Source organism: Methanofastidiosum sp. (genome assembly GCA_020854815.1).
GTDB lineage: Archaea > Methanobacteriota_B > Thermococci > Methanofastidiosales > Methanofastidiosaceae > Methanofastidiosum.
In genome coordinates, this window is the sequence record JAHKLW010000096.1 from 1 (window position 1) to 4,687 (window position 4,687).

Annotated in this window: 6 protein-coding genes; 1 reads left to right on the forward strand and 5 read right to left on the reverse strand. The window is 32.3% G+C overall.

Annotation, left to right across the window (positions count from 1 at the left end; all coding sequences use genetic code 11):
• Window positions 1–149: 149 nt before the first annotated feature.
• From KO464_10630 to KO464_10650, 5 genes are all read right to left on the reverse strand, one after another.
• Window positions 150–596 carry a DUF488 domain-containing protein gene (locus KO464_10630; protein MCC7573812.1) on the reverse strand — a complete coding sequence of 149 codons (447 nt, stop codon included), beginning with the start codon at window positions 594–596 and terminating at the stop codon, window positions 150–152.
• Between the two features lie 10 nt (window positions 597–606).
• Complete coding sequence (locus tag KO464_10635; protein MCC7573813.1) at window positions 607–1,233, reverse strand: DUF488 domain-containing protein; 627 nt, start codon at window positions 1,231–1,233, stop codon at window positions 607–609.
• A 10-nt stretch (window positions 1,234–1,243) separates the two neighbouring features.
• Window positions 1,244–1,987, reverse strand: a complete 744-nt coding sequence (locus KO464_10640; protein ID MCC7573814.1) for a hypothetical protein — start codon at window positions 1,985–1,987, stop codon at window positions 1,244–1,246.
• A gap of 67 nt (window positions 1,988–2,054) precedes the next feature.
• Window positions 2,055–3,320, reverse strand: coding sequence for a tetratricopeptide repeat protein (locus KO464_10645; GenBank protein MCC7573815.1), 1,266 nt, complete (start codon window positions 3,318–3,320; stop codon window positions 2,055–2,057).
• 82 nt (window positions 3,321–3,402) lie between these two features.
• Window positions 3,403–4,404: an ISNCY family transposase gene (locus KO464_10650; GenBank protein ID MCC7573816.1), complete on the reverse strand. Its 1,002-nt coding sequence runs from the start codon at window positions 4,402–4,404 to the stop codon at window positions 3,403–3,405.
• 50 nt (window positions 4,405–4,454) lie between these two features.
• Between KO464_10650 and KO464_10655 the strand changes: the two genes are divergently transcribed.
• Complete coding sequence (locus KO464_10655; protein ID MCC7573817.1) at window positions 4,455–4,619, forward strand: DUF2080 family transposase-associated protein; 165 nt, start codon at window positions 4,455–4,457, stop codon at window positions 4,617–4,619.
• The last annotated feature ends 68 nt before the right edge of the window (window positions 4,620–4,687 follow it).

Here is a 4,687-nt window from a genome sequence, read left to right on the forward strand (position 1 = left end):
CTTATATTCATGACATTGCTCTTCATATGGGCGCTCTATATGCTCTTAAGCAGAGGTCTTTAGATTGGCCTTATTTTTATGGCCAATTAAATGTTTAATATAAAACACAAATGTATAATTACTTCGCATAACAGTAATTATAGGCAACTTTATTTAACCAAATGAATTATATCAATATCTTGGATATTATTTTTTATATATTCTAAAACTAATCTTCTGTGACAATTAATTGGTTTGTTTTCGGAACATAATAAACAAACAACTTCATTTTTGTCAATTATTTTTTCAAATATTGTCTTTAAATCTTTGTTAGTTAAAATCCCATTAAATTTGATCTCATAATAATTCCAATTCTTATCTTTTTGGTATTTTTTTAATAGTTCATCGGGGGGTGCTAAATCCAATATATGCTCATATTTTATATTTGCAATTTTCATCAGGAAATACTTAAGGTCTTTTGATTTTGCAAATCCTGCTAATTGTGATTTATTATTTCTTCTTATATCTACAATCTTAGTTACTTTAACATCTTCCAACAATTTAAAAAAATCCTCTGCACTTTTTTCAGAAAATCCGATAGAATATACTGTCTTCATATTCTCACAATTATAATAATTTTAAATCTTTGTCTGTATTCTTTTCTTTTTTCTTTTTGCCCTTCTTTTTTTTATTTAAGATATTTGTGTCATCTACTTTTTTTATTGTTTGGATATATTCTTTATTATATTCAATAACTTTAGTATCTTCTTTGATAAAATAATCTTCAATCTTGGGATTATCATTTTGTTTTTCTGTTATATTGCTAATAATAGTTTCAGGCCCTACTATGTGAAAAATTTCTATAGCTATATCTTCTTTATCAATTATTTCTTGTAAATCTTCGGCTAGTAATCTTCTATGACATTTCGTATAATCTTTTTCACTGCACATTAATGCTGCTGTAACTCCTGTTTCTTCAATATAATTAATTAGCTTAATTAATACTTCTCTATAAATTTGGGTATTTCGGTAGTTTTCAAATCCGATTGGAGGTTTACCTCCTAATTTTTTCCCGTGATGTTCGTAATCAATATTTTTAGTAGTTAGATATAATTTTAAATTTTCCATATCAAAATGAGGCACATATTTACTATAAGGATATGTTCTGACATCTATCAATAATCCAATTTGATTTTCTTTTAATAAAGAAACAAAGTCTTCAATAGACCTATTACTATGCCCTATAGTATACAATTTCATTCATTCACTTCGTTGGGTGTATCCCTATTATCATGGGCCAATTTTCCCCTTCAAACTCTCTTGTCAAGCCTATAGAAATATATAAATTTTTATAGTTTCCTATCATGTCTCTAAACTCGTTATCATCAAAGAAGATTACGCTACTATTTCTAGAGTGCATCATTTTTTTAAAATAATTAGTCCAATATATAGATGTGCATTTAATACCCCCATTTGGAACTTTACTAGCGACATAATTCACAGAAGGGATTTCAAAAAAGAATCTGAGATCAATTTCATTTGGATTATGCATATTTTTGAATAATTGTCCTTTTGTGATTATTACAGGGCCCACTAATATCAAAGACTTATTTTGTTCCTTCAAAATCGTATGTATGAATTTGTCCTTATTCATCAATAGATTGTTTTCGGATACTTTAGATAAAAACGCTTCAGTATTTGTTATCTTCCCAATTAATTGACATTTATTGTTAGAATCCCAAATGTAATCTTCAGAATGAGGGGGAGACGAATTTTTATTACCTTTATGATATACTCTTAATATATTATAATCTTGACATAAAAAAGTTTGGGCCTGATAAGCAAAAGTCTCTTCTTGCAATTCTCCATACTCAGGAACAATCCTCGCCCATTTTCCAGTATTTTTATCTATTCCGGCAAAACATTTTCCCCTAGCCATTTTTGTCCATGCAAGACATACTATATCCATGCAAGGCTTATTAGAATTAGAACCCTGATTTTGGACCATTTAATCACCTGCGAAAATATTACAAATATTGTATCTTTCCACATATATAAGAATATGGAAAAATAAATTATCCATTATAACCTAATTCCTTGGCCTTGTCAAAGCATTCTTGAGCTTCTTTATTCCTCCCAATTATTTTAAATACAGTACCTTTTCTATACAATGCGTCCACATCTCTTGGATTAAGTTCTATTGCTTTAGAAAAATCTTTTATCGCTTCATTAATGAGTCCTTTAAATCCATAGATAGTGCCCCTTTTACCGTATAAAACATAATTATTATTGTCAACACGGATTAAAGTATTAAAATCTTTTATGGCAGCGTCAAAATTGCCCTTAGATACGTAAGCATCGGCCCTCATTTCATAAGCCCTAATATCTCTAGGATTAATCTCTATAGATTTAGTAAGATCTCTTATTGCATCGTCATATAGTTTCATATCTTTATATGCAACGCCTCTAATAAAGTAAACTACTGAATCTTTAAGATTAAGTTCTATTGCTTTAGAAAAATCTTTTATCGCTTCATTGAATAGGTATTTTCTACCATAAGCGAAACCTCTATTATAGTATGCATCGGCATAATTAGGATTAATTTGAATGGCATTAGAAAAATCTTTTATCGCTTCATCTAAGAGCCTTTTTGAACTATATATACTTCCTCTATTATTATATGCTTGTTCATCTTTCGGATTAAGCTCTATAGCTTTTGTATAATCATTTATCGCTTCATCAAGAAGTCCCTTCTCAGAATATACAACACCCCTATTAAAGTATGCTTCGGCAATAATACTACTTCCCACAATAATAGAATATTCTTTTGGTTTACCTTTAGAAATATTATTTTGAGTATTAGAACTTTCTTTTATTTTTAAAGCAACTAGATCGCGGGGATTTATCTCTCTGATATTTTCTCTTTTTTCCTCATCTAAGTCTAAGATTTCTGTCGCTTCAATCATATACATATTAGGTTTAGGCCCTATTTCTATAACCTTAGAAAAATCTTTTATCGCTTCATCTAAGAGCCCTTTTTTATTATAAATGTCACCCCTATTATTATATGCTTCGGCATATTGAGGATCGATTTGTATTGCCTTCGTCAACTCTTCGATTACTTTATCATATAGGCCCTTTTTGGCATATTCTCCCCCTTTATTAAAGTGTTTTTCTGCCTCTTTATGATTAAGATCTTTTTCAATATTCTTAACTAAAGAAACATCTAAATCAGATCTTTCTTTTTTGTATTTTATTTTTATACCACAATTACTACAAAAAATACTATCATTTATTATCTTTGCACCGCAGTGTATGCAAAAGTTAATTTTGTTTGACATTTTAATCCCTAATAAAATTATTTATTTTTATATAGACTTTCACATATATAAGAATATGGAAAAAAATGGCTGTGGGACACAATTAACCTGTATTTAGATTCAAAAGATTGTGCCAGAGCGCAATGCAGGAGACGGCACAATATATCCTTCCTGTGCGCTTCTGCCCTATTGTCCAGCCGAAGCGCCTCTTGTCTGCGGAAAAAGCTGCTTCAGAGCTTTCTCTTCTGTAGTATTCTTGGAGGTAGCTTTCCGTATCGTTTAGAAACTCTTTCAAAGTGCTCTTCCATTTTTGTGACCCTTTGATTGTGCAGTTAGCCTTAGGTATTATGTAGACCTTGGAATCTTGAAACTTGTCTACATAGAATGGATAACTGTAGTATTTGTCAAGTCGAACGCTGTCAATCGTTATGTCAAGAGAATCTAGCATTTCCATTGCCCTATCAAACGCTTCTTTCTCGCTTTTCAGGCTTGCCCCATAGGCAATGTACATGAAAGTGTTTAGATCTAGAAGTGCAAAATTATAGACAAATTCCCTCCGGAGCTGATTTTCTCCGTATTTTACTTCTTTTGCCCCATCATGCCTCTTTTGTACTGCTGAAGAGTAGTGCTTGGATACTGTGAGGGAATAGCCAGTCCCATCGCCGGACGTGTCAGCATGTGTTATTCCCTTCTTTTTTAGCATCACAACATGAAGATTGTGGATTGCAAGAGCCACTTCTGGGTCTGAATAGAGCCTTTCTATTGTTTTGTAGCTGACATCTATGTCATTTAGCATTGAGAAAACAACAAGCATGTTAGCCATCATTCTGTTGCTGTGGCCAACAAGCTCTTTTATTAGAAGAAGAGTCACTCTTTGTTTCAAAGTAAGTTTACGGGGCGATCCTCTACCTTTACTTATGCGTATGTTGCAAATCGCCTCATCTATTAATGGGTTAATGTTCCTGAATGCTGCTCTAATACTGCAAGATAACTCTTTCTCATACTCTGGCCAGTTTCTTCCAACTGACGATTTGAACTTGTATTCGGAGGGCAGGCACTCTTTTACATCTCTGATCCGTCTTCTGACCGCTTCAGTTGTCAGCATGGGATACTAGTAACCCTAAGCTTTATAAGTCTTTCTATGTATAGACCATTATGTCACGTAAAGTAGAAGCTATAGTGAATGGTCCGCTTAATCTTGGCGAAGAAGTAGTAGAGATATACGAGAGAAAAGTTAGTGCATATGGCAATGGGGCGAAGGTAGATGCCCAGAAGAAGTACATAGGCTATCGAGCCTATGTAATTATTGTCAAAGACTAGCACCTAACTTCTATTTGGATGGGGGCAAAAGGAATTATGTCCCACAGCCTGATTTTTCCACATTCTTA

What these genes read in the sequence shown, in the direction of transcription:
- KO464_10630 (MCC7573812.1), bottom strand. Translation starts at nt 596, where the DNA reads ATGAAGACAGTATATTCTATCGGATTTTCTGAAAAAAGTGCAGAGGAT.
- KO464_10640 (MCC7573814.1), bottom strand. Translation starts at nt 1,987, where the DNA reads ATGGTCCAAAATCAGGGTTCTAATTCTAATAAGCCTTGCATGGATATA.
- KO464_10645 (MCC7573815.1), bottom strand. Translation starts at nt 3,320, where the DNA reads ATGTCAAACAAAATTAACTTTTGCATACACTGCGGTGCAAAGATAATA.
- KO464_10650 (MCC7573816.1), bottom strand. Translation starts at nt 4,404, where the DNA reads ATGCTGACAACTGAAGCGGTCAGAAGACGGATCAGAGATGTAAAAGAG.
- KO464_10655 (MCC7573817.1), top strand. Translation starts at nt 4,455, where the DNA reads ATGTCACGTAAAGTAGAAGCTATAGTGAATGGTCCGCTTAATCTTGGC.